25 protein-coding genes, 4 tRNA genes and 1 pseudogene are annotated in these 26,022 nt (G+C 59.5%); 22 read left to right on the top strand and 8 right to left on the bottom strand.

Features of this window, described 5'->3' with window-relative positions; all coding sequences use genetic code 11:
- Positions 1 to 219 precede the first annotated feature (219 nt).
- From murJ to ispH, 6 genes are all read left to right on the top strand, one after another.
- On the top strand, positions 220 to 1,758 hold the full coding sequence (murJ, locus tag KGA85_RS11850; RefSeq protein ID WP_223454797.1) for a murein biosynthesis integral membrane protein MurJ: 1,539 nt from the start codon (positions 220 to 222) through the stop codon (positions 1,756 to 1,758).
- A gap of 129 nt (positions 1,759 to 1,887) precedes the next feature.
- Positions 1,888 to 2,826, top strand: coding sequence for a bifunctional riboflavin kinase/FAD synthetase (gene ribF / locus KGA85_RS11845; RefSeq protein ID WP_046041774.1), 939 nt, complete (start codon positions 1,888 to 1,890; stop codon positions 2,824 to 2,826).
- A 13-nt stretch (positions 2,827 to 2,839) separates the two neighbouring features.
- Positions 2,840 to 5,671, top strand: a complete 2,832-nt coding sequence (gene ileS, locus KGA85_RS11840) for an isoleucine--tRNA ligase (protein ID WP_223543124.1) — start codon at positions 2,840 to 2,842, stop codon at positions 5,669 to 5,671.
- Positions 5,664 to 6,176, top strand: coding sequence for a signal peptidase II (gene lspA, locus KGA85_RS11835; RefSeq protein WP_007970932.1), 513 nt, complete (start codon positions 5,664 to 5,666; stop codon positions 6,174 to 6,176). The genes ileS and lspA overlap by 8 nt, the downstream gene beginning before the upstream one ends.
- A 7-nt stretch (positions 6,177 to 6,183) precedes the next feature.
- The gene (fkpB, locus tag KGA85_RS11830) at positions 6,184 to 6,621 is read left to right on the top strand and encodes an FKBP-type peptidyl-prolyl cis-trans isomerase (protein WP_172435403.1); all 438 of its coding nucleotides are present in this window, start codon (positions 6,184 to 6,186) and stop codon (positions 6,619 to 6,621) included.
- A 162-nt stretch (positions 6,622 to 6,783) separates the two neighbouring features.
- On the top strand, positions 6,784 to 7,731 hold the full coding sequence (gene ispH / locus KGA85_RS11825) for a 4-hydroxy-3-methylbut-2-enyl diphosphate reductase (RefSeq protein WP_223454801.1): 948 nt from the start codon (positions 6,784 to 6,786) through the stop codon (positions 7,729 to 7,731).
- Here ispH and KGA85_RS11820 read toward each other — a convergent pair.
- Complete coding sequence (locus tag KGA85_RS11820; protein WP_223532953.1) at positions 7,700 to 8,239, bottom strand: GspH/FimT family pseudopilin; 540 nt, start codon at positions 8,237 to 8,239, stop codon at positions 7,700 to 7,702. The two genes, ispH and KGA85_RS11820, sit on opposite strands and share 32 nt — an antisense overlap.
- Positions 8,240 to 8,369: 130 nt before the next feature.
- Here KGA85_RS11820 and KGA85_RS11815 point away from each other — a divergent pair, with 130 nt between their 5' ends.
- The 7 genes from KGA85_RS11815 to thiO are packed head-to-tail and all read left to right on the top strand — an operon-like array spanning position 8,370 to position 12,456.
- Positions 8,370 to 8,843, top strand: coding sequence for a GspH/FimT family protein (locus KGA85_RS11815; RefSeq protein WP_223454804.1), 474 nt, complete (start codon positions 8,370 to 8,372; stop codon positions 8,841 to 8,843).
- The gene (gene pilV / locus KGA85_RS11810; RefSeq protein WP_223454806.1) at positions 8,840 to 9,289 is read left to right on the top strand and encodes a type IV pilus modification protein PilV; all 450 of its coding nucleotides are present in this window, start codon (positions 8,840 to 8,842) and stop codon (positions 9,287 to 9,289) included. The genes KGA85_RS11815 and pilV overlap by 4 nt, the downstream gene beginning before the upstream one ends.
- Entirely contained in the window at positions 9,286 to 9,993 is a 708-nt protein-coding gene (locus KGA85_RS11805; RefSeq protein WP_223454808.1) for a PilW family protein, read from the top strand. The genes pilV and KGA85_RS11805 overlap by 4 nt, the downstream gene beginning before the upstream one ends.
- Positions 9,994 to 10,003: 10 nt before the next feature.
- Positions 10,004 to 10,483, top strand: coding sequence for a PilX N-terminal domain-containing pilus assembly protein (locus tag KGA85_RS11800; RefSeq protein WP_223454810.1), 480 nt, complete (start codon positions 10,004 to 10,006; stop codon positions 10,481 to 10,483).
- Between the two features lie 58 nt (positions 10,484 to 10,541).
- Positions 10,542 to 10,883 (top strand): hypothetical protein, encoded by a 342-nt coding sequence (locus KGA85_RS11795; RefSeq protein ID WP_223454812.1) that lies wholly within the window; start codon positions 10,542 to 10,544, stop codon positions 10,881 to 10,883.
- Between the two features lie 14 nt (positions 10,884 to 10,897).
- Complete coding sequence (locus KGA85_RS11790; RefSeq protein WP_223454814.1) at positions 10,898 to 11,299, top strand: type IV pilin protein; 402 nt, start codon at positions 10,898 to 10,900, stop codon at positions 11,297 to 11,299.
- Positions 11,300 to 11,355: 56 nt separating this feature from the next.
- Positions 11,356 to 12,456 carry a glycine oxidase ThiO gene (gene thiO, locus KGA85_RS11785; RefSeq protein WP_223454815.1) on the top strand — a complete coding sequence of 367 codons (1,101 nt, stop codon included), beginning with the start codon at positions 11,356 to 11,358 and terminating at the stop codon, positions 12,454 to 12,456.
- Between the two features lie 23 nt (positions 12,457 to 12,479).
- Here the strand turns inward: thiO and KGA85_RS11780 are convergent, their stop codons facing one another.
- The 4 genes and pseudogenes from KGA85_RS11780 to KGA85_RS11765 form a co-directional block, all read right to left on the bottom strand.
- Positions 12,480 to 13,817, bottom strand: coding sequence for a sigma-54-dependent transcriptional regulator (locus KGA85_RS11780; RefSeq protein WP_223543123.1), 1,338 nt, complete (start codon positions 13,815 to 13,817; stop codon positions 12,480 to 12,482).
- Positions 13,814 to 14,134, bottom strand: a pseudogene (locus tag KGA85_RS11775) (hypothetical protein); the annotation flags it as partial. The gene KGA85_RS11780 and the pseudogene KGA85_RS11775, both read right to left, overlap by 4 nt.
- Positions 14,135 to 14,162: 28 nt before the next feature.
- A complete protein-coding gene (locus KGA85_RS11770) occupies positions 14,163 to 14,396 on the bottom strand; it encodes a PP0621 family protein (RefSeq protein ID WP_223454819.1) in 234 nt (77 codons plus the stop codon).
- A 125-nt stretch (positions 14,397 to 14,521) separates the two neighbouring features.
- Complete coding sequence (locus KGA85_RS11765; protein WP_223454821.1) at positions 14,522 to 15,544, bottom strand: outer membrane protein assembly factor BamD; 1,023 nt, start codon at positions 15,542 to 15,544, stop codon at positions 14,522 to 14,524.
- A 151-nt stretch (positions 15,545 to 15,695) separates the two neighbouring features.
- Here KGA85_RS11765 and rluD point away from each other — a divergent pair, with 151 nt between their 5' ends.
- From rluD to KGA85_RS11730, 7 genes are all read left to right on the top strand, one after another.
- Entirely contained in the window at positions 15,696 to 16,658 is a 963-nt protein-coding gene (gene rluD, locus KGA85_RS11760; RefSeq protein ID WP_007990414.1) for a 23S rRNA pseudouridine(1911/1915/1917) synthase RluD, read from the top strand.
- Positions 16,655 to 17,380 carry a peptidoglycan editing factor PgeF gene (pgeF, locus tag KGA85_RS11755; RefSeq protein ID WP_223454823.1) on the top strand — a complete coding sequence of 242 codons (726 nt, stop codon included), beginning with the start codon at positions 16,655 to 16,657 and terminating at the stop codon, positions 17,378 to 17,380. Before rluD ends, pgeF begins: the two co-directional genes overlap by 4 nt.
- A 130-nt stretch (positions 17,381 to 17,510) precedes the next feature.
- Positions 17,511 to 20,075 carry an ATP-dependent chaperone ClpB gene (gene clpB, locus KGA85_RS11750; RefSeq protein ID WP_223454825.1) on the top strand — a complete coding sequence of 855 codons (2,565 nt, stop codon included), beginning with the start codon at positions 17,511 to 17,513 and terminating at the stop codon, positions 20,073 to 20,075.
- Positions 20,076 to 20,375: 300 nt separating this feature from the next.
- Positions 20,376 to 20,451: transfer RNA gene (locus KGA85_RS11745), tRNA-Asn, on the top strand.
- A 9-nt stretch (positions 20,452 to 20,460) separates the two neighbouring features.
- Positions 20,461 to 20,537 (top strand) — tRNA-Pro (locus tag KGA85_RS11740).
- A 5-nt stretch (positions 20,538 to 20,542) separates the two neighbouring features.
- Positions 20,543 to 20,618 (top strand) — tRNA-Lys (locus KGA85_RS11735).
- Positions 20,619 to 20,713: 95 nt separating this feature from the next.
- Positions 20,714 to 20,790 (top strand) — tRNA-Pro (locus tag KGA85_RS11730).
- A 170-nt stretch (positions 20,791 to 20,960) separates the two neighbouring features.
- On the opposite strand, the gene KGA85_RS11725 is transcribed toward KGA85_RS11730, so the two are convergent.
- The 3 genes from KGA85_RS11725 to KGA85_RS11715 all read right to left on the bottom strand — a co-directional run bounded on the left by KGA85_RS11725 (position 20,961) and on the right by KGA85_RS11715 (position 23,224).
- Entirely contained in the window at positions 20,961 to 22,259 is a 1,299-nt protein-coding gene (locus KGA85_RS11725) for an NAD(P)/FAD-dependent oxidoreductase (RefSeq protein WP_223532960.1), read from the bottom strand.
- 60 nt (positions 22,260 to 22,319) lie between these two features.
- Complete coding sequence (locus tag KGA85_RS11720; protein WP_007970531.1) at positions 22,320 to 22,493, bottom strand: DUF3094 domain-containing protein; 174 nt, start codon at positions 22,491 to 22,493, stop codon at positions 22,320 to 22,322.
- 104 nt (positions 22,494 to 22,597) lie between these two features.
- Positions 22,598 to 23,224 (bottom strand): DUF1780 domain-containing protein, encoded by a 627-nt coding sequence (locus tag KGA85_RS11715; RefSeq protein WP_007970534.1) that lies wholly within the window; start codon positions 23,222 to 23,224, stop codon positions 22,598 to 22,600.
- Between the two features lie 219 nt (positions 23,225 to 23,443).
- On the opposite strand from KGA85_RS11715, the gene KGA85_RS11710 reads away from it, so the two are divergent.
- Together KGA85_RS11710 and KGA85_RS11705 are read left to right on the top strand one after the other, a co-directional pair.
- Positions 23,444 to 24,787, top strand: coding sequence for an MFS transporter (locus tag KGA85_RS11710; protein ID WP_223532962.1), 1,344 nt, complete (start codon positions 23,444 to 23,446; stop codon positions 24,785 to 24,787).
- A gap of 3 nt (positions 24,788 to 24,790) precedes the next feature.
- Positions 24,791 to 26,011, top strand: a complete 1,221-nt coding sequence (locus KGA85_RS11705) for a benzoate/H(+) symporter BenE family transporter (protein ID WP_223543122.1) — start codon at positions 24,791 to 24,793, stop codon at positions 26,009 to 26,011.
- Positions 26,012 to 26,022: the final 11 nt, after the last annotated feature.

Genomic DNA, 26,022 nt, shown 5'->3' with positions numbered 1-26,022 from the left:
GCAAACAAAATAGGCCGCGAATCATGCCGATGAGTTGAAGTCTTGTCAAGGGCACTTGAAACGTTCCGCTAAGTGGTAGGCGTGGTGCGACGGGATATTTCTTTCCGGCGTGTGACCTGTAAACTCGCGAGCTTTGGCTCTGTGCTGTTGCGGCGCGGAGTATCGCACAAGTAGGCGCGTAGTTCGCCTGCTGTTTATCGACAGGCACAAACTCTTTCCATGAATCTGCTCAAATCGTTGGCCGCCGTCAGCTCTATCACGATGCTTTCCCGGATTTTGGGATTTGTTCGGGACACCCTCATCGCGCGGGCATTTGGCGCGGGAATGGCGACCGACGCCTTCTTTATCGCCTTCAAACTGCCCAATCTGCTGCGGCGGATATTTGCCGAAGGGGCGTTTTCCCAGGCGTTCGTGCCGATTCTTGCCGAATATAAAAGCCAGAAGGGTGAAGAGGCGACGCGTACCTTCATCGCCTACGTCTCGGGCCTGCTGACGCTGGTGCTGGCATTGGTCACGGTGTTGGGCATGATCGCCGCGCCGTGGGTCATCTGGGTGACCGCGCCGGGGTTCACTGACACGCCGGAAAAATTCGAACTGACATCCAGCCTGCTGCGGGTGACCTTTCCCTACATCCTGCTGATTTCCCTGTCGTCGTTGGCCGGTGCGATCCTCAACACCTGGAACCGCTTTTCGGTGCCAGCCTTCGTGCCGACCCTGCTGAACGTCAGCATGATCATCTTTTCGGTGTTTTTGACGCCGTACTTCGATCCGCCCGTAATGGCGCTCGGCTGGGCGGTGCTGGTCGGCGGCCTGGCGCAATTGCTCTATCAGCTGCCGCACCTGAAAAAGATCGGCATGCTGGTACTGCCGCGCCTGAACCTGCGCGACACCGGCGTCTGGCGCGTAATGAAGCAAATGCTGCCAGCCATCCTCGGTGTCTCGGTGAGCCAGATTTCGCTGATCATCAACACCATCTTCGCTTCGTTCCTGGTTGCCGGTTCCGTGTCGTGGATGTATTACGCCGACCGTTTGATGGAACTGCCGTCCGGCGTGTTGGGCGTGGCCCTGGGGACGATTCTGCTGCCGACCCTGGCTAAGACCTACGCCAACAAGGATCGTCACGAGTATTCGCGCATCCTCGACTGGGGCCTGCGCCTGTGCTTCGTATTGGTGCTGCCTTGCTCCCTGGCATTGGGGATTCTGGCTGAGCCGCTGACGGTTTCTTTGTTCCAGTACGGCCAGTTCAATGCGTTTGATGCATCGATGACCCAGCGTGCCCTGATCGCCTACTCGGTCGGGTTGCTCGGAATTATTGTGGTCAAAGTGCTGGCCCCTGGCTTTTATGCGCAACAAAACATCCGTACACCGGTAAAAATTGCGATTTTCACCCTGGTGCTCACCCAGTTGTTCAACTTGATGCTGATCGGCCCCCTCGCTCACGCGGGCCTGGCCTTGGCGATCAGTGCCGGCGCCTGTCTCAATGCCGGGTTGCTGTTCTATCAACTGCGCAAGCAGCAGATGTACCAGCCGCAGCCGGGCTGGGCGAAGTTCACTTTCAAGTTGCTGGTCGCGGTGGCAGTGATGTCCGCTGTACTGTTGGGTACGATGCACTTCATGCCGGCCTGGGATCAGGGGCATATGCTCGAACGCTTCTTGCGTCTGGGGGCGTTGGTGGCGGCGGGTGTGGTGGCTTATTTCGGCATGTTAGTGTTGATGGGCTTCCGTTTGCGCGACTTCAATCGCAAGACGCTGGGCTGAGGTTCAGGCCTCGATAAACACGGGCGAGCCGGCGGTTTTGTCGGCTCGATCACTTTGGGTTACGGTGTTGCCTGTCGTCGGCCGCCGGGTGTGGTTATAATCGACCACTTTATGAGCAAGAAGCGCGTTATGCAGCTGGTTCGAGGCCTCCACAATCTGCGCCCCCAGCATCGGGGCTGTGTCGCCACTATTGGCAACTTTGACGGTGTACACCGCGGCCACCAGGCTATCCTGGCGCGGCTGCGTGAGCGTGCGCTCGAGTTGGGCGTGCCCAGTTGCGTGGTGATTTTCGAGCCGCAGCCGCGCGAGTTCTTCGCTCCGGACACCGCGCCGGCCCGTCTGGCCCGCCTGCGGGACAAGCTGCAATTGTTGGCCGCCGAAGGCGTCGACCGTGTTCTGTGCCTGGCGTTCAACCAGCGCCTGAGCAAACTCAGCGCCAGCGAGTTCGTCGATACCATTCTGGTGGATGGCCTTGGCGTCCAGCACCTGGAGGTCGGGGACGACTTCCGTTTCGGCTGTGATCGCGCGGGAGATTTCGATTTCCTGCAACAGGCCGGCATCGTTCAGGGTTTTACCGTCGAAGCGGCGCAAACCGTCGAGCTGGATGGCATCCGGGTCAGCAGCACACAGGTCCGCAACGCCCTGGCTGCCGCGGATTTCGCCCTGGCCGAACGCCTGCTCGGGCGGCCGTACCGGATTGCCGGTCGGGTACTGCATGGCCAGAAGCTCGCCCGGCAGTTGGGGACGCGCACCGCCAACATACAACTCAAGCGTCGTCGCGTGCCGTTCACCGGAGTTTACCTGGTGGATGTCGATATCGACGGCAAGACCTGGCCCGGCGTCGCCAACATTGGCGTGCGGCCCACGGTTCAAGGTGATGGCAAAGCCCACCTGGAAGTGCATCTTTTAGATTTTGCCGGCGATCTGTATGACCGGCGTTTAACGGTGGTTTTCCACCACAAGCTGCGTGAAGAGCAGCGTTTCGCCTCTCTGGAGGCGTTGAAAACGGCGATCAACGCGGATGTCGCCGCCGCCCGTGCACTAGCCGCACCTAGCGCCCATCGCTAATGAAGAGCCTTAAATGACCGACTATAAAGCCACGCTAAACCTTCCGGACACCGCCTTCCCAATGAAGGCCGGCCTGCCTCAGCGCGAACCGCAGATTCTGCAGCGCTGGGACAGCATTGGCCTGTACGGAAAGTTGCGCGAGATTGGCAAGGATCGTCCGAAGTTCGTATTGCACGACGGCCCTCCGTACGCCAACGGCTCGATTCACATCGGTCATGCGCTGAACAAGATTCTCAAGGACATGATCATCCGCTCGAAGACCCTGTCGGGCTTCGACGCGCCTTATGTCCCGGGTTGGGACTGCCACGGCCTGCCGATCGAGCACAAAGTCGAAGTGACCCACGGCAAGAACCTGGGCGCGGACAAGACCCGCGAACTGTGCCGGGCCTACGCCACCGAGCAGATCGAAGGGCAGAAGTCCGAGTTCATTCGCCTCGGCGTGCTGGGCGACTTCGCCAATCCGTACAAAACCATGGACTTCAAGAACGAGGCCGGTGAAATCCGTGCCTTGGCCGAAATCGTCAAGGGCGGTTTCGTGTTCAAGGGCTTGAAGCCTGTTAACTGGTGCTTCGACTGTGGTTCGGCCCTGGCCGAGGCGGAAGTCGAGTACGAGAACAAGAAGTCCTCGACCATCGACGTGGCTTTCCCGATTGCCGATGAAGCCAAACTGGCTGCCGTCTTCGGTCTGCCATCGCTGGCCAAGCCTGCCTCGATCGTGATCTGGACCACTACCCCGTGGACCATCCCGGCCAACCAGGCGCTGAACGTTCACCCGGAATTCAACTACGCCCTGGTCGACGTCGGCGACAAGCTGCTGGTGTTGGCTGAAGAGCTGGTCGAGTCGTGCCTGGCACGCTACTCGCTGGAAGGTTCGGTCATTGCGACCACCACCGGTAAAGCGCTGGAACTGATCAACTTCCGTCACCCGTTCTACGACCGTCTGTCGCCGGTTTACCTGGCCGACTACGTTGAACTGGGCGCCGGCACTGGCGTGGTTCACTCCGCTCCGGCCTACGGCGTGGACGACTTCGTGACCTGCAAGAAGTACGGCATGGTCAACGACGACATCCTCAATCCGGTCCAAAGCAACGGCGTGTACGCGACCTCGCTGGAGTTCTTCGGCGGCCAGTTCATCTGGAAGGCCAACCCGGCCATCGTCGACAAGCTGAGCGAAGTCGGTGCGCTGCTGCACACCACCATCATTGAACACAGCTACATGCACTGCTGGCGCCACAAGACCCCGCTGATCTACCGCGCCACCGCGCAGTGGTTCATCGGCATGGACAAGCAGCCGGTAACCGGCGACACCCTGCGCCAGCGCTCGCTCAAAGCCATCGAAGAGACCCAGTTCGTTCCGGCCTGGGGGCAGGCGCGCCTGCACTCGATGATCGCCAATCGTCCGGACTGGTGCATTTCCCGTCAGCGCAACTGGGGCGTGCCGATCCCGTTCTTCCTGAACAAGGAAAGCGGTGAGCTGCACCCACGTACCGTCGAGCTGATGGAAATCGTTGCCAAGCGCGTTGAAGTAGAAGGCATTGAGGCCTGGTTCAAGCTGGACGCCGCCGAGCTGCTGGGCGATGAAGCGCCGCAATACGACAAGATCAGCGACACCCTGGACGTCTGGTTCGACTCGGGTACCACGCACTGGCACGTCCTGCGCGGTTCGCACCCGATGGGCCACGAAACCGGCCCGCGCGCCGACCTGTACCTGGAAGGCTCGGACCAACACCGTGGCTGGTTCCACTCGTCGCTGCTGACCGGTTGCGCCATCGACAACCACGCACCGTATCGCGAACTGCTGACTCACGGCTTCACTGTCGACGAGTCCGGCCGCAAGATGTCCAAGTCTTTGGGCAACGTGATCGCACCACAGAAAGTCAACGACACCCTGGGCGCCGACATCATGCGTCTGTGGGTTGCTTCGACCGACTATTCGGGCGAAATGGCGGTTTCCGAGCAGATCCTGCAACGCAGCGCGGACGCCTACCGGCGTATCCGTAACACCGCGCGTTTCCTGCTTTCGAACCTGACCGGCTTCAACCCGGCCACCGACCTGCTGCCGGCCGAAGAAATGCTGGCTCTGGACCGTTGGGCCGTAGACCGTACCCTGCTGCTGCAACGCGAGCTGCAAGAGCACTACGGCGAATACCGCTTCTGGAACGTGTACTCGAAGATCCACAACTTCTGCGTGCAGGAGTTGGGCGGCTTCTATCTCGACATCATCAAGGACCGTCAGTACACCACTGGCGCCGACAGCAAGGCCCGCCGTTCGTGCCAGACTGCGCTGTTCCACATCTCCGAGGCGTTGGTGCGCTGGATCGCGCCGATCCTGGCGTTCACCGCCGACGAACTGTGGCAGTACCTGCCGGGTGAGCGTAACGAGTCCGTCATGCTCAACACCTGGTACGAAGGCCTGAGCGAATTGCCGGCAGGCTTCGAGCTGGATCGCGCTTACTGGGACCGGATCATGGCGGTCAAGGTCGCGGTCAACAAGGAAATGGAAATCCAGCGTGCAGCCAAGGCTGTCGGTGGCAACCTGCAAGCCGAAGTGACGCTGTTCGCCGAAGACGCGCTGACCGCCGACCTGGCCAAGCTGAGCAACGAACTGCGCTTCGTACTGATCACTTCGACCGCCAGTGTTGCACCATTGGTGCAGGCACCGGCCGATGCCGTGGTCACCGAAGTCAGCGGCCTGAAGCTGAAGATCGTCAGGTCGAGCCACGCCAAGTGCGCCCGTTGCTGGCACTGCCGTGAAGACGTCGGCGTGAACCCGGAGCATCCGGAAATCTGCGGTCGTTGCGTCGACAACATCAGCGGCGCCGGCGAGGTCCGTCACTATGCCTAATGCCGTTGGCCGTTTTGGACGGCTGAGCTGGCTCTGGTTGAGTTTGCTGGTCCTGGTCATCGACCAGGCCAGCAAGTTCTACTTCGAAGGCAAGCTCCAGATGTACCAGCAGATCGTAATCATCCCCGATTACTTCAGCTGGACCCTGGCCTACAACACTGGCGCGGCGTTCAGCTTCCTGGCTGACAGCTCCGGCTGGCAGCGCTGGCTGTTCGCGTTGATCGCTGTCGTGGTCAGTGCGGTGCTGGTGGTGTGGCTCAAGCGTCTGGGGCGCAACGAGACCTGGCTGGCGGTTGCGCTGGCACTGGTGCTCGGCGGTGCGCTGGGCAATCTGTATGACCGCATTGCCCTTGGCCATGTGATCGATTTCATTCTGGTGCATTGGCAGAACCGCTGGTATTTCCCGGCGTTCAACTTTGCCGACAGTGCAATCACTGTAGGTGCTGTCATGCTGGCACTGGATATGTTCAAAAGTAAAAAGACCGGAGAAACCGTTCATGACTGAACAGGTATTGGCTGAGCAACGCATCGGCCAGAACACGGAAGTCACCTTGCATTTCGCATTGCGTCTGGAGAACGGCGACACGGTGGACAGCACCTTCGACAAGGCCCCGGCGACCTTCAAGGTCGGTGACGGCAACCTGTTGCCAGGTTTCGAAGCGGCGCTGTTCGGTTTCAAGGCCGGTGACAAGCGTACGCTGAGCATCGAGCCGGAAAACGCTTTCGGCCAGCCGAACCCGCAAAACGTGCAGATCATCCCGCGCTCCCAGTTCCAGGACATGGAGCTGTCGCCTGGCTTGCTGGTGATCTTCAACGATGCGGCCAATACTGAATTGCCGGGCGTGGTGAAAGAGTTCGATGACGCGCAAGTGACCATCGACTTCAACCACCCGCTGGCGGGCAAGACGTTGACCTTTGACGTGGAAATCATTTCCGTCAAAGCGCTGTAACTGACCGAGCACGGTCAAAATGTGGGAGCGGGCTTGCTCGCGAAAGTGGTGTGTCAGTCAGCAAGAATGTTGGATGTGATGACGCCTTCGCGAGCAAGCCCGCTCCCACACTAGTTTTTCTCTGTTTTCGATATTTCTTGCGCGCAAGACACGAGGCACAGCATGCAAATCAAACTCGCCAACCCCCGTGGCTTCTGCGCCGGTGTGGACCGGGCGATCGAAATCGTCAATCGCGCCCTGGAAGTCTTCGGGCCGCCGATCTACGTGCGCCACGAAGTGGTCCACAACAAATTTGTCGTCGAAGACCTGCGCTCCCGTGGTGCGATTTTCGTCGAAGAGCTGGATCAGGTGCCGGACGACGTCATCGTGATCTTCAGTGCCCACGGCGTTTCCCAGGCCGTGCGCAGCGAAGCGGCTGGCCGTGGGCTGAAAGTGTTCGACGCCACGTGCCCGCTGGTGACCAAAGTCCACATTGAGGTGGCGCGCTACAGCCGTGACGGCCGAGAGTGCATTCTCATCGGCCACGCCGGTCACCCGGAAGTCGAAGGCACCATGGGCCAGTACGATGCCAGCAGTGGTGGCGCGATCTACCTGGTCGAAGACGAGAAAGATGTCGCGGCGTTGCAGGTGAACAACCCTGAAGCGCTCGCCTTCGTGACCCAGACCACCTTGTCGATGGACGATACCAGCCGCGTTATCGACGCTCTGCGTTCGCGTTTTCCGGCCATTGGTGGACCGCGCAAGGACGACATTTGCTACGCCACGCAAAACCGTCAGGACGCGGTCAAGCAACTGGCCGACGAGTGCGACGTGGTGCTGGTGGTCGGCAGCCCGAACAGCTCCAACTCCAATCGCTTGCGCGAATTGGCAGAACGCATGTCCACTCCGGCCTACCTGATCGACGGTGCCGAAGACCTGCAAAAAAGCTGGTTTGACGGCGTCGAGCGTATCGGCATCACCGCTGGCGCATCCGCCCCGGAAGTCCTGGTGCGCGGTGTGATCCAGCAGTTGCAGGCCTGGGGTGCCACCGGTGCCGATGAACTGGCCGGTCGCGAGGAGAACATCACGTTCTCGATGCCTAAAGAACTGCGCGTTCGCTCGTTACTCTGAATTTATTCCTTTCTTCGCATAACGCCTGTTCAGCCTTGTCGTTGCGCAGGCTTACGCGACCGGTCCGTGCCAACACTACTTGATGTCGGCTTATCGGTTCGCGAACTGCGCAAATGTGTAATGTCCCTCCAAACAGTGGCTCGCCCTGGCCTCTGAATCGTATTGAGCTTTCGACCGGACCGTTCCCCACAATCGACACTCGTGCGCCGCTCTGGCGTTCGGCCAACAGTGGATTGTCGCTGTCCATATCCCCCTTGCCGCTGATATCCAGAATGATCCGCCAGCCTTGGCTCCAGTCGCCATTGATGCCGTGAATCACCACGGCCTGGTTGCGGACGATGGCTTCGGTCCGGGCGGTGCGAATACCACTGAAAAGAGCCTGTGCCGCTTGCTCTCTTCGGCTCGACTCGACCAGCGTTGCGAACGTCGGGCTGACCAGATGCAGAACAATTCCTGTAATTGCCAGTCCCATGAGCAGTTCGATCAGGCTGAAGCCTTGTTGCCGCATGACATCTCCCTCCGTGGCGTGCTGTGGCTCGCGCAATCCCTGCGCGAGAAGTGACAACGCAAACGCACCGCATCGCTCGAATGTTGTGCCGCGCAAGAGCAGGTATAGCCGAAGGAAACAGAAGGCCCCGATGGATCATCCTACAAAAGGTTTCACGCTGATCGAGTTGCTGGTCGCGCTCGCGATCCTTCTGATTCTGCTGACTATGGCCGTCCCGGCGTTTACCCGCTCGGCGCAAACAACCAGGGCTGATACCGAAATCGCGGACCTGCAGCGAGCTTTGAATTTTGCCCGGCTCGAAGCCATCGATCGGGGCAATACCACACGGGTGCGCCCGACGGCGGGTGGGGATGTCTGGAGTGGGGAACTGGCGATTTACGACGGTACTGGCGCTTTGGCCAATGTATTACGGGTTGTTCCGGCGATGAGCAGCGGCGCAACTCTGGCGCTAACCTCTGGCGTCACTGCCATCGATTTCAACAGCATGGGCGGATTGTCATCACCGTCCACAGAGGTGCTGATCAGCTATGGGCGAGGAGCACAAAGCAGGACGCTGACGGTGTGTTTGAACGGACGAATTCTATTGGGTGGAAGTTGCGGATGAGGGCACGGAGCAAACGTACGCAGGAAGGTATGACGCTGGTCGAAGTCCTGGTGGCATTAGTCATTCTGGGAGTGGGCCTGCTGGGGGCGGCGGCGTTTCAGCTCAATGCGCTGAAGTACACGGACAGCGCGCGCATGACCAGCCAGGCCAGCTTTATCGCCTACGACCTGATGGACCGCATTCGCGCCAACGCCGCTGCGGACTACACCATTGAGCCGCCGGCTTCGGGCAACCCGGACGTTACCCGGGATCAGGACCTGTTTGACTTCAACACCAACATTGTCAGTTCACTCGGTGCATCCGCGACGGGCAGTGTCAGCGTCAATCAGCAGGTGTACACCATCACGATTACCTGGGACGACTCACGGGCTGCGAAGGCTGCCGATTCGCGGCGCAGCTTCGTCCTGAGCAGTCGCGCGGCCATTGATCCGGTGGTGATCCCGTGAGTCGCCGCAGCAGAGGTTTTAGCCTGGTCGAGTTGCTGATCGCCCTGGCATTGAGCCTGATCGTGGTGCTGGGCGTGGTGCAGGTTTTCATCGCGGCCAAGAACACTTATCTCAGCCAGAACGCGGCCGCGAACATGCAGGAGGACGCACGTTTCGTGTTGAGCAAAATGATTCAGGAAGTCCGCATGGTCGGGATGTTCGGTTGTCTGGAAACGATCACCGATTCAAGTAAGAAAGGTGATTTCCATGCCAATCAGCTAACGCCGATCCGTTGGGAAAACGGCGGCCGCAAGTTGACGCTGGTTACGGCGGATGTCGGCGGCAATGGCAGCAAACCGGACTGGACCGTGCTTTCCGATTGTCGAAACAATTCGACGGCCTACAGCGACGGTCCGCCTCCAGTGGCAGGGCAACTGGTCTTTCCGATACGGCAACTGACTTACAGCTTCAGCAACAACCAACTGCTTATGAGGAGTGGGTCTGCAAAACCACAGGTATTGGTGAGCAATGTAAGCGCTTTTGACGTGAGCTTTGGCTTGGCCAGCACTGCCACTGATCTGGCTGCTTCACGCTACAGCAGCAGCCCGCCGGACCCTGCGCTGATTCGTAGCGTTCGCCTGAGCCTGACCCTCTTCGATCCGAACCACCGGGTGAGCGATCAAACCTTCAACGTGGTTGCCGCTCTGCGCAACCGCTTGCCATGAGGGAGCGCCAATGAATCGTTCTCCCATGATGTATTACACCCAACGCGGCATGGCACTGCTGGTCAGTCTGGTGTTCTTGCTCTTACTCACGCTGATTGGTCTTTCATCGATGCAGAGTGCCACCCTGCAGGAAAAAATGGCCGGTAGCGTCGCCTTGCGCAACCAGTCGTTTCAGAGTGCCGAAGCAGCATTGCGGGTGGGAGAGAGTGCAGTGCAACGGGACAGTTATGCACTACCTGTTTGCAGCGGCATCGTTCAATGTGCACCACCGTCCGAGTCTTCAACTATTATCGCTGCCGGTTTCAACGCCACTTCCGGAGTGACCTGGATTGCATCGGGCAAGGGCTTTTATGGCGTGCAAAACATCGGTGTCAGCCGAAATGCGGTGAATGTGCCAATCAATACCCCGGCAACGTTGTATCGGGTCACGGCAGTGGGCATCGCGGGTCATTCGCGCAGTGTGGTGGAGAGCATCTATGCGAAGTACTGAGCGACCTGTCAGGTTATGGTCACAACTGTTCGCTGTCGTCGTCGCGCTTGACCTGTCGATGTCGGCGCACGCTGCCACATCAGCGGATTCGCCAGCGCTGAACCGGCCAACCTGCCTGGCCAATGGCAACTGGTACGGTTTTTATCACAGCAATCAGGGGCTGAAGGCCGTCTGCCTGAAGCTGCCCGATGCGATCAGCGTTAAGATGCTCGACAGCAACACCGATGGAGTGGTCGACAACAGCGACACGCTATCCGATGGCGTGATCTTTATCGGAGAGCATTCGACCCAGGACGCCAGCGACAATGGCGGGGTCGTGAACGATTCCACAGGTGACGGTACTGCGGGGATGGAAAAATCCGGCGGCAGCCGTCGCATCATGTGGCGACAAATACAGTGAGTGAGAATTGAGGCATGCGTAGTTCCAACCGCGGGTTTACCCTGATCGAAATCATGATCGTGATTGCGATCATCGGTATTGTCATGACCATTGCTGCCCCGAGTTTCACCGAATACCTGAACAAGGGCCGTCGCGCAGAAGTAGCCGGTCTGCTCTCGGAGCAGGCGCAGCTCTTGGAGCGCTTCTACTCGCAGAAAAATGCCTACACCGATGCGACGGGCCTTAGTGCCGGCAATGATTACTACAGCATCACACCGACCCTGACCGACCAGGCCTTTCTGCTGACGGCGGTGCGCAAGGCTGACTCGAGCATGGCCACCGACAAGTGCGGTGATCTGACCATCACCAACACCGGTGTGCTCGGAATGGTCAACGCGAAATCCGGCCTGACCAGCAAAGACTGCTGGGGGCGCTGAGTTACTTTTTCCGGTGCCTTTTGCACCCTCTGTCTATTTAACGATGGGATCAGAACATGACCAGGCAACAGCAAGTGGTGATTGTCGGCGGTGGGGTGATTGGTTTGCTGACGGCCTTCAATCTCGCCTCCGAAGTGCAAAGCGTTGTGCTGCTGGATCGCTCGAACGTCGGCCAGGAATCGTCCTGGGCCGGTGGCGGCATCGTTTCGCCGCTTTACCCGTGGCGCTACAGCCCGGCGGTCACCGCGTTGGCTCACTGGTCCCAGGACTTTTATCCACAGCTGGGCGAGCGCTTGTTTGCCGCCACTGGCGTTGATCCTGAAGTGCACACCACTGGTCTTTACTGGCTGGATCTGGATGACGAGGCTGAAGCCCTGGCATGGGCCGCCCGGGAAAATCGCCCGCTTAGCGCGGTGGATATTTCGGCAGCACACGACGCCGTGCCGGTGCTGGGTAGTGGCTTTTCCCGGGCGATCTACATGGCCGACGTCGCCAACGTGCGCAATCCGCGTTTGGTGAAGTCACTCAAGGCCGCGTTGCTGGCGCTGCCGAACGTGACGATCCATGAGCAGTGCGAAGTCAGCGGGTTTGTTCGTGACGGCAACAAAGTGGTCGGCGTGCACACCTCCACAGGTACTGTCCTGGGCGATCAAGTTGTCCTGACGGCGGGGGCCTGGAGCGGTGATTTGCTCAAGCTTCTTGATCTGACGCTGCCGGTCGAGCCGGTGAAAGGGCAGATGATTCTCTACAAGTGTGCGGCGGATTTCCTGCCGAGTATGGTTCTGGCCAAGGGCCGTTATGCGATTCCCCGGCGCGACGGGCACATATTGATCGGTAGTACGCTGGAGCATGAAGGCTTTGACAAGACGCCGACCGGGTCGGCACTGGAAAGCCTGAAGGCGTCCGCAGTGGAGTTGATCCCGGCGCTGGCCGATGCCAAAGTGGTGGGGCATTGGGCCGGATTGCGCCCGGGATCACCCGAGGGCATTCCTTATATCGGCCCGGTGCCGGGGTTTGACGGGCTCTGGCTTAACTGCGGGCATTACCGTAACGGGCTGGTGCTGGCGCCGGCGTCATGCCAGCTGTTTGCCGATGTGATGCTGGGCCGGGCGCCGATTATCGATCCTGCGCCTTATGCGCCTGCCGGAAGACTTTGAAGCAAGCACAAAAAATCGCAGCCTCAATCCAATCCCAACTTCTTGAGCCTGTAACGCATCGACCTGAATGACAGGTTCAACCGCTGAGCTGCCGCCGTGCGGTTCCAGCGGGTTTCCTCCAGGGCCTGGAGCAGCAGTTGGCGTTCGACGTTTTCCAGGTAGGCTTCCAGATTGTCGATCCGGGTCAGGTCCGGCACGCCACCCTCTGCCCCACAGTTGCCTTCAGCCAGGCGCAGGTCGCCGGCTTCGATCTGATTGTTCTCACACAAGGTGTGCGCCCGTTCGAGCATGTTTTCCAGTTCCCGCACATTGCCCGGGAAGCGATAGCTTTTCAGCGCATCGAGGGCTTTGGGGTGGAGTCTCGCGGCAGGTTGACCGGTATCGGCGGCCAGGCGCTTGAGTATGTGGCTGGCTAGCGTTTCGATGTCATCACGACGCTCGCGCAAGGGCGGCACCGGGAGTTCGATCACGTTCAAACGGTAGTAAAGATCATGACGAAATCGTCCAGCGGCAACTTCGGTGCCAAGGTCCTTGTGCGTGGCGCAGAGAATGCGCACATCCACTGCCACTTCCTGCTGCCCGCCGACGCTGCGTACGGCTTTTTCCTGAATCGCGCGCAGCAGTTTGACTTGCATTGTCAGCGGCAGGTCAGCCACTTCGTCGAGGAGCAGGGTGCCGCCGTGAGCTGTCTGGAACAGGCCGGGTTTGTCTTCGATGGCGCCACTGAAACTGCCTTTGCGATGGCCGAAAAACTCGCTCTCCAACAGTTCCGAGGGAATCGCCGCGCAGTTGATCGCAATGAACGGTTGATTGGCGCGGGGGCTTTGATCATGGATCAGACGCGCGACCAACTCCTTGCCGCTGCCGGATTCTCCGCTGATGTATACCGTTGCATGGCTGCTGGCCAGTTTCGTGATGTGTTTGCGCAGGTTGCGCATGGGCAATGAGTCGCCCAGCAAGCATCGATTGATGCCGACCCCGCGGGCAGGAACCAGCAGGGCGCTGGTGACCAGTTCACGCAAGCGCGTAAGGTCCACCGGTTTGGTCAGGAAGTCGAATGCCCCGGCCTTGAGCACATTGATCGCGGTTTCGAGACTGGCATAGGCAGTGATCATCGCTACCTGGACCTGAGGGTGGCGTTGCTGGATGTGCTGCACCAACTCCAGGCCGGTTCCATCCGGCAACTGCATGTCGGTCAGGCATAGATCGAAGGTTTCGCGTTTTAGCAGGGATTGCGCTTCGCCGACGTTGCGGGCGTTGAACGTCTCCAGTTTCATCCTTCCAAGGGTGATTTCCAGGAGTTCGCGAATGTCCGGTTCGTCATCGACGATCAAGACTTTTTGTCGTGGTCTCGTGTTCAACGTGGGGTTCGTCCGTGAGCATAGGTCATGCAAAAGCAGCCGCTTTCCTGGCGTGCTTTGAAGTCTAGGCGGGACAGAATGCTTTCGCCCGGCTGGCCGGACAGATAAAGCCCCGGGCCCTTGATATGGCGGGCTGGGGCCTTATTATCGAGTATTTCCAGTGATTTCAGATCGAGCCGTAGCGGCGGCATTTGCTCGCGGCGCAGCAGGTGCAGGACGTTTTCGATTACCCGGTTCATTCGCAGAGAGTGATCTTGAATAATCTGCGTCAGACGTCGATCGATGCCTTTCAGTTCCTTGGGGGCGCGCGATAGTTCTCAATCGGCCGCCATTTCGGGTGAGGTGTCAGCGGCCTCTGGAACCTTTGTCTTGCTCGAGATGAGCCTGGCTGCAATACCATTGCTGGTCGAGGCTTAGCGCGCGGTCACGGGGCAGGTGAACGCCGCAATGGGCGCAACGGACCATGGGCGCCGCTTCCCGTTCGGCAGGGGGCTTGGGGGTGGAGGCCTGCCCCTTGAATTTGCGCCAGAACCATACTGCAGCGGCAATCAGGGCAATCCAGAACAATAAACGAAGCATGGTGAGCTGCTTTTTGATTGATGAAGCGGCAGTTTAGCCAAGGACCAGACAGGCGCACAGTGTAATAAAGCGCTGAAATAAAAAAGGGAGACTCGAAAGTCTCCCTTTTTGCACAACCTAAGGTGTCAGTCGAACACGCCGAAGGTCATGTAGCTGAACCACGAACGGTCGCTGTCGTTGCCTTGCGCTTCGTGATTTTCTTCTTCGACCGCGTCGCCATTGCCGTCTTTAGGCTTGAGCTCGCTCGGAATTGCGTCCTTGGCGTCTTGGAACTGCCTCTGCACGTCCTGGTTGGCGCGGGTTTCGCCCGGTGGCAGCGGCGGACGGGACTCGATCAGGCCCAGGGTCGTCTTGCTCAGCCACGAACGGTTGTCGGCTTCGGCCACGGTCGGTACGAACTGACCGTCTACCAGCGTCGGGTGGTTCGGGTAGTTGAGCTTCAGGGTTTCCAGGCTGGTGGCAGCCAGTTCGTCCAGGTGCAGGCGCTGGTAGGCCTCGGTCATCACCGCCAGGCCGTCGCCGACCGAAGGGGTTTCCTGGAAGTTTTCCACCACGTAACGACCGCGGTTCGCGGCAGCGACATAGGCCTGACGGGTCAGGTAGTAGTCGGCCACGTGAATTTCGTAGGCTGCCAGCAGGTTGCGCAGATAAATCATGCGCTGCTTGGCATCCGGTGCGTAGCGGCTGTTCGGGAAACGGCTGGTCAGCTGGGCGAATTCGTTATAGGAGTCGCGGGCGGCGCCCGGGTCACGCTTGGTCATGTCCAGCGGCAGGAAACGCGCCAGCAGGCCGACGTCCTGGTCGAAAGAAGTCAGGCCCTTGAGGTAGTAGGCATAATCGACGTTCGGATGCTGTGGGTGCAGACGAATGAAGCGTTCCGCAGCGGACTTGGCCGCTTCTGGCTCGGTGTTCTTGTAGTTGGCGTAGATGAGTTCGAGTTGCGCCTGATCGGCATAGCGACCGAACGGATAACGCGATTCCAGAGCCTTCAGCTTGGCGATGGCACTGGTGTAGCTACTGTTGTCCAGGTCATTTTGAGCCTGTTGGTACAGCTCGACTTCACTGAGGTTTTCGTCTACGACTTCCTTCGATGAGCAAGCAGCGGTCAATGCGAGGATGGCGATCAGCAGCAGGTGTTTCACTTGCATGGCGGCTTGCGTCCCTATGACGGCCGCTGTCTTGGGCGTGGCCGTCCTGTTATGATGAGCGCCCCGTTGAATAGCCTCGGGGCAAAAGACGCCGTATTTAACCACAAGCGCGCAGCCGAAACCAAAGGCTGTGCCGACGCCTAGTCTGAGCATGTCCGATAAAATTGAACTTCGCGCAGAGGTGCCGTCCGAATTGGGCGGCCAACGCCTCGATCAAGTCGCCGCACAACTATTCGCTGAGCACTCGCGCTCGCGCCTTTCCGCCTGGATCAAAGACGGCCGCCTGACTGTGGATGGGGCGGTTATCCGCCCGCGAGACATCGTCCACGGCGGCGCCATCCTTGAGCTGACTGCCGAGCAGGAAGCTCAGGGCGAATGGGTCGCTCAAGACATTGCCCTGGACATCGTCTACGAAGACGACGATATCCTGGTGATCAACAAGCCTGCGGGCCTGGTGGTGCACCCGGCTGCCGGTCACGCCGACGGCACCTTGCTCAACGCCTTGCTGCACCACGTGCCGGACATCATCAATGTGCCCCGCGCCGGTATCGTGCATCGTCTGGACAAGGACACCACCGGTCTGATGGTGGTGGCCAAGACCATTCAAGCGCAGACGCAGCTGGTTACACAGTTGCAGAGCCGCAGCGTCAGCCGGATCTACGAGTGCATCGTGATCGGTGTGGTGACAGCCGGTGGCAAGATCAACGCGCCGATCGGTCGTCACGGCCAGCAACGCCAGCGCATGGCCGTGATGGAGGGTGGCAAGCAAGCCGTCAGCCATTACCGCGTGCTCGAGCGCTTCCGCTCCCACACTCACGTGCGGGTGAAGCTGGAAACCGGTCGTACACACCAGATTCGCGTGCACATGGCGCACATCAACTACCCGTTGGTCGGAGATCCTGCCTACGGCGGTCGTTTCCGTATCCCGCCGGCAGCCAACCCAACCATGGTCGAGTCGCTGAAAAACTTCCCGCGTCAGGCGCTGCATGCGCGTTTCCTGGAACTGGATCATCCGACCACCGGTAAGCGCATGAGCTGGGAGTCGCCGTTGCCGGAAGATTTCGTCTGGTTGCTGACCCTGCTCAAGCAAGACCGCGAGGCGTTCATCGGATGAGTGACTGGCTGACTCCTGACTGGCCCGCGCCGGCCGGGGTCAAAGCCTGCGTCACCACCCGTGCGGGCGGCGTCAGTCTGGCGCCGTTCGACAGCCTCAACCTCGGCGATCACGTCGACGACAGCCCTGAAGCTGTTGCCGAGAATCGCCGTCGCCTTACCGAGCATTTCTCCATTCAACCGGCCTGGCTGCAGCAGGTCCACGGCATTGTCGTGGCCCATGCCGATCCTGGCCGGGTGGATACGGCTGATGCCAGTTGGACATCAACGCCGGGCGTCGCTTGCGCGGCGATGACCGCCGATTGCCTGCCTGCGCTGTTTTGTGACCATGCCGGCACCCGCGTCGCTGCGGCCCATGCCGGTTGGCGAGGGCTGGCGGCGGGCGTACTGGAAGCCACTCTCGACAGTCTGGCGGTACCGCCTGCCGAAGTATTGGTCTGGCTCGGCCCGGCCATCGGTCCGCAAGCCTTTGAAGTCGGCCCGGAAGTGCGCGAAACCTTCGTGCAGCAGTTGCCGCAAGCGGCAGAGGCCTTTGTACCGAGCCAAAACCCCGGCAAGTTCATGGCCGACATCTATATGCTTGCGCGTCTGCGCTTGGCAGCTCGCGGCGTCACGGCTGTCTACGGTGGCGGTTTCTGCACCGTGACCGATCCTCGCTTCTTTTCCTATCGCCGTGCCCCTCGCACTGGCCGATTTGCCTCCCTTATCTGGCTCGAACGCTAGACTTGCCTGACCTGCATCAACGTCCCGACGCTTGAATCTCGCAGAATCGACCACATCTATTGTGGTATCTGGCAGGTTTCTTCATTCAGGATGTTTTATAGGTCCGGCCTGCTCAAAAGGAAGGTGACCCATGCGTATAGACCGTTTAACCAGCAAATTGCAGTTAGCGTTGTCCGATGCCCAATCCCTGGCTGTCGGCCACGATCATCCGGCCATCGAGCCGGCGCACTTGATGCAAGCCTTGCTCGAGCAGCAGGGCGGCTCGATCAAGCCCCTGCTGATGCAGGTGGGCTTCGACGTCAACAGCCTGCGTAAAGAGCTGACCAAAGAGCTCGACCAGCTACCGAAAATCCAGAACCCGACCGGTGACGTGAACATGTCGCAGGATCTGGCGCGCCTGCTCAACCAGGCCGACCGTCTGGCCCAGCAGAAGGGCGACCAGTTCATCTCCAGCGAACTGGTGCTGCTCGCCGCCATGGACGAGAACAGTAAGCTCGGCAAGCTGTTGCTCGGCCAGGGCGTGAGCAAGAAAGCCCTGGAAAATGCGATCAACAACCTGCGCGGTGGCGAGGCCGTCAACGACCCTAACCACGAAGAAGCGCGACAGGCGCTGGATAAATACACCGTCGACCTGACCAAACGCGCCGAAGAAGGCAAGCTTGATCCGGTGATCGGCCGTGACGATGAAATTCGCCGGACCATCCAGGTGCTGCAACGTCGTACCAAGAACAACCCGGTGCTGATCGGTGAGCCTGGCGTGGGTAAAACCGCCATCGCCGAAGGCCTGGCCCAGCGCATCATCAATGGTGAAGTGCCGGATGGCCTCAAGGGCAAGCGCCTGTTGTCCCTGGACATGGGGGCGCTGATCGCCGGCGCCAAGTATCGCGGTGAGTTCGAAGAGCGCCTGAAATCCCTGCTCAATGAACTGTCGAAGCAGGAAGGGCAGATCATCCTGTTCATCGACGAACTGCACACCATGGTCGGCGCCGGTAAGGGCGAAGGCTCGATGGATGCGGGCAACATGCTCAAGCCGGCCCTGGCCCGCGGTGAGCTGCACTGTGTCGGTGCGACCACGCTCAACGAGTACCGCCAATATATAGAGAAGGATGCGGCCCTCGAGCGACGCTTCCAAAAAGTGCTGGTGGATGAGCCGAGCGAAGAGGACACCATTGCCATCCTGCGTGGCCTCAAAGAGCGCTACGAGGTTCACCACAAGGTGGCGATCACCGACGGCGCGATCATTGCCGCGGCCAAGCTCAGCCATCGCTACATCACTGACAGGCAGCTGCCGGACAAGGCCATCGACCTGATCGATGAAGCCGCCAGCCGCATCCGCATGGAGATCGACTCCAAGCCGGAAGTGCTGGACCGTCTGGAGCGTCGTCTGATTCAGCTGAAGGTGGAATCCCAGGCGCTGAAGAAAGAAAGCGACGACGCGGCGAAGAAGCGTCTGGAAAAGTTGCAGGAAGAAATCGCTCGGCATGAGCGTGAATACTCGGATCTGGAAGAAATCTGGAATTCGGAGAAAGCCGAGGTCCAGGGTTCGGCGCAGATCCAGCAGAAAATCGAGCAGTCCCGTCAGGAACTGGAAGCGGCCCGTCGCAAAGGCGACCTGAACCGCATGGCGGAGTTGCAGTACGGGGTGATCCCGGACCTGGAACGCAGCCTGCAAATGGTCGATCAGCACGGCAAAGCCGAAAACCAGTTGCTGCGCAGCAAGGTAACTGAAGAAGAGATCGCCGAAGTCGTTTCGAAGTGGACCGGTATTCCGGTGTCGAAAATGCTCGAAGGCGAGCGCGAAAAACTGATGAAGATGGAAAGCCTGTTGCACCAGCGTGTGATCGGCCAGGACGAAGCGGTGGTTGCGGTTTCCAACGCGGTGCGGCGTTCCCGCGCCGGGTTGTCCGACCCGAATCGCCCGAGCGGCTCGTTCATGTTCCTCGGCCCGACCGGTGTCGGTAAAACCGAGCTGTGCAAGGCGCTGGCCGAGTTCCTCTTTGATACTGAAGAGGCGATGGTGCGGATCGATATGTCCGAGTTCATGGAGAAACATTCCGTGGCTCGCTTGATCGGTGCGCCACCAGGCTACGTGGGGTATGAAGAGGGCGGTTACCTGACCGAGGCCGTACGTCGCAAGCCGTATTCGGTGATCCTCATGGACGAAGTCGAGAAGGCGCACCCGGATGTGTTCAACATCTTGCTGCAAGTGCTCGAGGATGGTCGTTTGACCGACAGCCATGGCCGCACGGTGGACTTCAAGAACACCGTGATTGTCATGACCTCCAACCTGGGGTCGGTGCAGATCCAGGAACTGGTCGGTGATCGTGAGGCGCAGCGTGCAGCGGTGATGGATGCGATTTCCAGCCACTTCCGGCCGGAGTTCATCAACCGGGTCGACGAAGTGGTGATCTTCGAGCCATTGGCGCGGGATCAGATCGCCGGCATTACCGAGATCCAGTTGGGTCGTCTGCGCAGTCGCCTGACCGAGCGCGAGCTGAAGCTTGAGCTCAGCCCTGAAGCCATGGACAAGCTGATCGCGGTCGGTTACGACCCGGTGTATGGTGCGCGGCCGCTCAAGCGCGCTATCCAGCGTTGGATCGAGAACCCGCTGGCGCAGCTGATCCTGTCCGGTCGATTCATGCCGGGCGATACCGCTCACGGTGTGGTGGAAAACGACGAAATCGTCTTCGTCTGATCCAAAACGGCAGCAAAATCGAAAAGGCCTCGCATAACGAGGCCTTTTTTTCGTTAGGCTGTTGAACTCAAAGGAAAAGGCTTGTAAAGTGCGCCCCGCAGTAAGTCACCCGCCAGGGTTTCCGCTCCCCAAGCAGGAATCCAAAATAAGTTGCAAATCATTAACTTGAAAGCAATTTAGGGGGTTGACAGAGGTGCTGAAGATTGTAGAATAGCGCGCCTCAGACACACGAACGCAGCGATGCGAACGGGTCGAAGAGAACGCAGTAAAGCTTCAAAGTTGTAAATTGAAATGTGTAGTTCCGTGATAGCTCAGTCGGTAGAGCAAATGACTGTTAATCATTGGGTCCCAGGTTCGAGTCCTGGTCACGGAGCCAATTTCAAACCGGGGTATAGCGCAGTCCGGTAGCGCGCCTGCTTTGGGAGCAGGATGTCAGGAGTTCGAATCCCCTTACCCCGACCATTTTTGGGTCGTTAGCTCAGTTGGTAGAGCAGTTGGCTTTTAACCAATTGGTCGTAGGTTCGAATCCCACACGACCCACCATTTTTGAAACCAGTTAGCGCTGGAATCGAATCTTAAGATCAGAGGCCAAAAGCGCTGATCGAAGAAGGTGCCTTGCAAAGGTGCCTTTTTTTTACCGGGGTATAGCGCAGTCCGGTAGCGCGCCTGCTTTGGGAGCAGGATGTCAGGAGTTCGAATCCCCTTACCCCGACCATATTAAAAATCCTCGTATCGCAAGATACGGGGATTTTTTTTGCCTGCGAGAAACTCAGGACATCGCAAAACTAATGTGGGAGCGAGCCTGCTCGTGAAAGCGGTGTGCCAGTCAACATTGATGCTGGCTGGCTCGACCTCTTCGCGAGCAGGCTCGCACACAGTTTTATATCAGTGCAGCTTCAAGCGAGGCTCGGTGCCGCGCCCGATCTTGCTGCCCAGCATCAGCATCGCCGTGCGGAACGGCCCGTACAACGCCATCTGGTGCATGCGGTACAGCGACACGTAGAACATCCGCGCCAGCCAGCCTTCGAGCATCACGCTGCCGGTGAGGTTGCCCATCAGGTTACCCACGGCCGAAAAACGCGATAGCGAGATCAGCGAGCCGTAGTCGGTGTACTTGTACTCCGGCAGTGGCTTGCCTTCGATGCGCAGTTTCAACGATTTGGCCAGCAACGAAGCCTGTTGGTGCGCGGCCTGGGCACGTGGCGGAACATTGCGGTCGCTGCCCGGTTGCGGGCAGGCGGCGCAGTCACCGAAGGCGAAGATGTTCTCGTCACGGGTGGTTTGCAGGGTCGGCAGCACTTGCAGCTGATTGATGCGGTTGGTTTCCAGGCCATCGATGTCCTTGAGGAAACCCGGTGCGCGAATACCCGCGGCCCAGACTTTCAGGCTGGCCTTGATTTCGTTGCCGTTGGCGGTGATCAGGCTGTCGGCCGTCACTTCGCTGACAGCGGCATTGGTCATGACGTTGACCCCGAGTTTCTCCAGGGTTTTATGCACAGGTCCGCCAATCCGCTCCGGCAGCGCCGGCAGCACCCGTGGACCGGCTTCGATCAGGGTGATGTGCATGTTTTCCGGTTTGATCCGGTCCAGGCCATAGGCTGCCAATTCGTGGGCGGCGTTGTGCAGTTCGGCAGCCAGCTCGACCCCGGTGGCACCGGCGCCGACGATGGCCACGCTGATTTGCTCGATCGTGTCGGTCTGACCGGCGTGAGCGCGCAAATAGTGATTGAGCAGTTGCTGGTGGAATCGCTCGGCCTGTTTGCGGGTGTCGAGGAACAGGCAGTGCTGCGCCGCGCCCTGGGTACCGAAATCGTTGGTGGTGCTGCCGACGGAGATCACCAGCGAGTCGTAAGGCACTTCGCGGGCCGGCACCAGCTCCACACCAGCTTCGTCATAGGTGGCGGCCAGCTGGATTTTTTTCTTCGCACGATCGAGCCCGCTCATGCGCCCCAGCTGGAACTCGAAGTGGTTCCATTTGGCCTGGGCCACATAGTTGAGTTCATCTTCGGAAGAGTTCAGGGAACCGGCCGCCACTTCGTGCAACAACGGTTTCCAGATGTGGGTCAGGTTCGCGTCGACCAGCATCACGCTGGCTGTGCCGCGCTTGCCCAGAGTCTTACCCAGACGGGTAGCCAACTCCAGACCGCCGGCGCCGCCGCCGACAATGACAATACGATGGGACATAAGGATAACTCGCAAGGCTAAAAGAAATCGGTGCAATTACCCGAGCGAGCGCGAGGCAGCTCATAGCGTCAGGTAACTGATAAGTCGGCTCAACAAGCCCAGACCAATGGTCACTGCCAAGACCAGTACAAGGAGCATCCACGGCCGGAAAGGCCGGCGCTCGACTTGGTGCTGGGACAACTGCAGGTACTCTTCGACATGCTTTTGGTCGTCGGGGTTCAGGCGGCTGGTCATATCGGGCCTCGTCAGGAGTAGACGTTGCTGAATGTGTAGAAGCTACAGGGAAATTATTCAGCTGTGAACGGAGCTTAGCTGCTGACCGGGGAAAGGCTCGAGGCTCACAGGCTGATCCCGACGTCGAACACAATGCTGCGCCCCAGGTTGCTGCGCAAGAAGTCCGGCGCATCCGGGTGAGCGAACAGCACGCGGGCAAATGTCGGCCCAACCAATGACAGCGAACGCCAACCTTGGCGCAGGTATTCGGTCGGCGGCGGGAAATGGCTGTTGAGGTCCAGCACTTCGCGTTTGAGGCTGGCGAAGGCAATGATGTCCAGCTCACCCAGATCCATGCCGCGTTCTTTGTAGTTGTGCGCCTTTTTACGCAAGGTCGGCGCCAATCGCAGCAAAAATTCGTTGGCGGGGATGCGTCGTGGCTTGGCCTCGCGGCGCACCAGTTGACTCAGGGAAAACGCGCTGCGTCGGCGTTGCAGCTCGTCGCGCCATTCATCGTTGAGGCGCCGGCCCTCGTCGAGCACGAAGAACACCTCGAAACTGGCATCGCGAAACAACACATCCGGCGGCTCGCCAGCGGGGGCGAATTCATCGGCACGATAGGGAATGTTCAAGCCTTGCAGCAGGCGCTGGCAGACCCAACGCTCACGCTCCCATTTGCGGGCATTGGACAGGAACGCGTTGGCCTGCTCAGCCGCGATGGTCAGCAGGCGTAAATAATCTGAGTCATCCATAGGCCCAAGCTTAGCGTTCAAATGTGATCGCAAAGAAGACAATTTGTCGGAGAGGCTCAATGCCTTCCGTTCCCATGCCCGTTTCAGGGCCCTGCACAAAATGGATAGTGATCTGCGCTCACTGGCTATTGCCACGTATCGGGCGGCTCTACCCTCGGCTGTACGGACGTAAGCCGTGTTACCGACGCTCTAAAAAAACAACAACAAGAGATATATGCCATGCGCAAGATCGACGTACATGAGGTTATCGACAACGCTCGTTTCAACCGCTTTCACTGGATGGTGCTGTTCTGGTGTGCCCTGATCATCATCTTCGACGGTTACGATCTGGTGATCTACGGCGTGGTCTTGCCGATGCTGATGAAAGAGTGGGGGCTCAGTCCTCTGCAAGCCGGTGCACTGGGCAGTTATGCACTGTTCGGCATGATGTTCGGCGCGCTGTTCTTCGGTCCGCTGTCGGACAGGATCGGCCGCAAGAAGGCCATCACGATCTGCGTGATGCTCTTCAGTGGTTTCACCGTGCTCAATGGTTTCGTCCGAACCCCCACCGAGTTCGGCCTCTGTCGCTTCATTGCCGGGCTCGGCATTGGCGGCGTGATGCCTAACGTCGTGGCACTGATGAACGAGTACGCTCCGAAAAAAATCCGCAGCACTCTGGTCGCGATCATGTTCAGCGGTTACTCGGTGGGCGGCATGCTGTCCGCCGGGCTGGGCATTGTGCTGATCCCGAGTTTCGGCTGGCAGGCGGTGTTTTACGTGGCGGTCCTGCCGTTGCTGTTGTTGCCGCTGATCATGTATTTCCTGCCCGAATCGGTGGGCTTCATGTTGCGTCAGGGGCGTAATGAAGAGGCGCGCAATATTCTTGAGCGGATTGATCCGGCTTACGTCGCGCAAACGTCTGATCAATTGCACATGGCTGAAGTGAAGGGCACGGGCACCCCGGTGTTGCAGTTGTTCCGTGAAGGCCGTGCGCTGCGCACGCTGATGCTGTGGCTGGCGTTTTTCTGCTGTCTGTTGATGGTGTACGCGCTGAGTTCCTGGCTGCCGAAACTGATGGCCAACGCCGGTTACAGCCTGGGTTCGAGCCTGTCGTTCCTGCTGGTGTTGAACTTCGGGGCGATCTTCGGCGCGGTCGGTGGCGGGGTGCTGGGCGACAAACTCAATCTGCCGCGGGTGCTGTCGGTGTTTTTCGCCATGGCGGCGGTGTCGATCACTCTGTTGGGCTTCAACAGCCCGATGCCGGTGTTGTACCTGCTGATCGCCATTGCGGGTGCCACCACCATTGGCTCGCAGATTCTTTTGTACGCCTGCGCCGCGCAGTTTTATTCCATGACAATTCGTTCTACCGGCCTGGGCTGGGCGTCGGGCATTGGGCGCAACGGGGCCATCGTCGGTCCGCTGCTGGGTGGTGCCTTGCTCGGGATCAGCTTGCCCCTGCAATTGAACTTCATGGCGTTTGCCTTGCCCGGTGCGGTGGCGGCCCTGGCCATGACCGTGTTCGCCATCAGCAGCCGACGCAGCGCTGCTGGCGTCAACCCAGCGTTGTCAGCGACCGGTGCCTGAATCATGAAAGCGTTTTTCCAGGACTTCTCGTTGTCAGCCGCCGTGGCTGGATTGATTGCCACGGTGATTTCCTATGCCGGCCCGTTGGTGATCATCTTTCAGGCGGCAGAAGCGGCACATCTTTCGCGGGAAGTGTTGTCGTCCTGGATCTGGGCGATCTCCATTGGCAGCGCCGTGCTCGGTATCGGTTTGAGCCTGCGCTACCGCGTTCCGGTGATCATCGCCTGGTCGGCGCCGGGCTCGGCGTTGCTGGTGACGCTGTTGCCGGACATCTCCATGGCAGAGGCGGTGGGGGCTTATCTGGTCAGCAGCCTGATCATTTTCGTGGTTGGCATCTCGGGCGCTTTCGACCGGATCATCAGCAAGCTGCCCGCAGCCATCGCGGCGGCGATGCTGGCCGGGATCCTGTTCAGTTTCGGCACCGGCTTGTTTGTGTCGATGCAGCACAAGCCGTTGCTGGTCCTGGCGATGTTTGCCTGCTACCTGATCTGCAAGCGTGTGATGCCGCGTTATGCGGTGATGATGGTGCTGCTGGTGGGCTGTTCGATCGCCGCGTTCACCGGTGATTTGCATCGTGAAGCGCTGGTGATCGGCCTGGCCACGCCGGTGTGGATCACACCCGAGTTCAGCCTGGGCGCGATCCTGAACATCGCCTTGCCGCTGGTGATGGTGGCGCTGACCGGTCAGTTCGTGCCCGGCATGGCGGTGCTGCGCGCCAGCGGATATCCAACGCCGGCGAGCCCGATCATCGCCAGTAGCGCGCTGGGCACGGCATTGCTGGCGCCGTTCGGGTGCCATGGACTGAATCTGGCGGCGATCACCGCGGCGATCTGCACCGGTCGCGAATCCCACGAAGATCCTCGCAAACGCTACGTGGCCGGGGTCGTCGGCGGCCTGTGTTACCTGCTGTTGGGGATCTTCGGCGCCACGCTGGTCTCGCTGTTTTCCGCATTCCCCAAAGAGTTGGTTGCGGCACTGGCCGGCCTTGCCTTGTTCGCCGCCATTGCCGGCGCGTTGACGGGCGCAATGGCGGTGCCGAGCGATCGTGAAGCCGCGCTGGTGACCTTTCTGGTCACGGCTTCGGGCATGTCGTTGTTCGGTTTGTCCGCGGCGTTCTGGGGGCTGATTTTCGGCATGGTCACCCATGTGCTGTTGAGCGCCCGTCGTTCCGTCCCCCGTCACAAATCCACTGCAACTGAAGTCCTTCAACCAGTCGATCAATAACAATAAGAGAA

This window comes from Pseudomonas sp. GL-B-12 (genome assembly GCF_019955895.1).
Lineage (GTDB): Bacteria > Pseudomonadota > Gammaproteobacteria > Pseudomonadales > Pseudomonadaceae > Aquipseudomonas.
The sequence above is the reverse complement of the archived record's forward strand: the minus strand, read 5'-3'. Positions and strand labels throughout refer to the sequence as shown.

Excerpts from the sequence above, each read along its gene's own strand:
- KGA85_RS11715 (WP_007970534.1), bottom strand. The coding sequence starts at position 23,224 with ATGGATGACTCAGATTATTTACGCCTGCTGACCATCGCGGCTGAGCAG.
- KGA85_RS11765 (WP_223454821.1), bottom strand. The coding sequence starts at position 15,544 with ATGCAAGTGAAACACCTGCTGCTGATCGCCATCCTCGCATTGACCGCT.
- pilV (WP_223454806.1), top strand. The coding sequence starts at position 8,840 with ATGAGGGCACGGAGCAAACGTACGCAGGAAGGTATGACGCTGGTCGAA.
- rluD (WP_007990414.1), top strand. The coding sequence starts at position 15,696 with ATGTCCGATAAAATTGAACTTCGCGCAGAGGTGCCGTCCGAATTGGGC.
- ileS (WP_223543124.1), top strand. The coding sequence starts at position 2,840 with ATGACCGACTATAAAGCCACGCTAAACCTTCCGGACACCGCCTTCCCA.
- ribF (WP_046041774.1), top strand. The coding sequence starts at position 1,888 with ATGCAGCTGGTTCGAGGCCTCCACAATCTGCGCCCCCAGCATCGGGGC.
- KGA85_RS11725 (WP_223532960.1), bottom strand. The coding sequence starts at position 22,259 with ATGTCCCATCGTATTGTCATTGTCGGCGGCGGCGCCGGCGGTCTGGAG.
- murJ (WP_223454797.1), top strand. The coding sequence starts at position 220 with ATGAATCTGCTCAAATCGTTGGCCGCCGTCAGCTCTATCACGATGCTT.
- KGA85_RS11790 (WP_223454814.1), top strand. The coding sequence starts at position 10,898 with ATGCGTAGTTCCAACCGCGGGTTTACCCTGATCGAAATCATGATCGTG.
- KGA85_RS11720 (WP_007970531.1), bottom strand. The coding sequence starts at position 22,493 with ATGACCAGCCGCCTGAACCCCGACGACCAAAAGCATGTCGAAGAGTAC.
- KGA85_RS11770 (WP_223454819.1), bottom strand. The coding sequence starts at position 14,396 with ATGCTTCGTTTATTGTTCTGGATTGCCCTGATTGCCGCTGCAGTATGG.
- KGA85_RS11710 (WP_223532962.1), top strand. The coding sequence starts at position 23,444 with ATGCGCAAGATCGACGTACATGAGGTTATCGACAACGCTCGTTTCAAC.
- KGA85_RS11815 (WP_223454804.1), top strand. The coding sequence starts at position 8,370 with ATGGATCATCCTACAAAAGGTTTCACGCTGATCGAGTTGCTGGTCGCG.
- ispH (WP_223454801.1), top strand. The coding sequence starts at position 6,784 with ATGCAAATCAAACTCGCCAACCCCCGTGGCTTCTGCGCCGGTGTGGAC.
- KGA85_RS11795 (WP_223454812.1), top strand. The coding sequence starts at position 10,542 with ATGTCGGCGCACGCTGCCACATCAGCGGATTCGCCAGCGCTGAACCGG.
- KGA85_RS11800 (WP_223454810.1), top strand. The coding sequence starts at position 10,004 with ATGAATCGTTCTCCCATGATGTATTACACCCAACGCGGCATGGCACTG.
- thiO (WP_223454815.1), top strand. The coding sequence starts at position 11,356 with ATGACCAGGCAACAGCAAGTGGTGATTGTCGGCGGTGGGGTGATTGGT.
- pgeF (WP_223454823.1), top strand. The coding sequence starts at position 16,655 with ATGAGTGACTGGCTGACTCCTGACTGGCCCGCGCCGGCCGGGGTCAAA.
- lspA (WP_007970932.1), top strand. The coding sequence starts at position 5,664 with ATGCCTAATGCCGTTGGCCGTTTTGGACGGCTGAGCTGGCTCTGGTTG.
- KGA85_RS11705 (WP_223543122.1), top strand. The coding sequence starts at position 24,791 with ATGAAAGCGTTTTTCCAGGACTTCTCGTTGTCAGCCGCCGTGGCTGGA.
- clpB (WP_223454825.1), top strand. The coding sequence starts at position 17,511 with ATGCGTATAGACCGTTTAACCAGCAAATTGCAGTTAGCGTTGTCCGAT.
- KGA85_RS11820 (WP_223532953.1), bottom strand. The coding sequence starts at position 8,239 with ATGCGGCAACAAGGCTTCAGCCTGATCGAACTGCTCATGGGACTGGCA.